Origin of the sequence: Paraburkholderia sp. SIMBA_027 (genome assembly GCF_046535315.1) — a bacterium.
GTDB lineage: Bacteria > Pseudomonadota > Gammaproteobacteria > Burkholderiales > Burkholderiaceae > Paraburkholderia > Paraburkholderia tropica.
In genome coordinates, this window is sequence record NZ_JAWRWY010001474.1 from 1 (window position 1) to 241 (window position 241).

1 protein-coding gene is annotated in these 241 nt (G+C 63.5%); it reads right to left on the bottom strand.

What is annotated here, in order from left to right:
- Positions 1-241: LysR substrate-binding domain-containing protein (locus SB764_RS44090; RefSeq protein ID WP_410867324.1), on the bottom strand; the 241-nt coding region annotated here is incomplete at both ends.

The following is a 241-nucleotide window of genomic DNA, read 5'->3' on the forward strand; positions in this document are numbered from 1 at the left end:
GCTCGTATAACGAGTGGGTCGATGCGCAGTAGAGCCCCTGCTCCTCCCGATAGAGAGGCAAGTAGTCGAGACCGGGAATCTGCGCGGGAAATGGCCCCACGGCCAGATGGAGGCGCCCGTCCAGCACGTGCTGCTCCATGCTGCCTGGTGTGTCGATCTGCACATGCAGGCGGACGTCGGGCGCCATCTGGCCGAATTCCCGAATCGCTGCCGGCAGCGGCGAGTATTTGTCGGTCAAGGT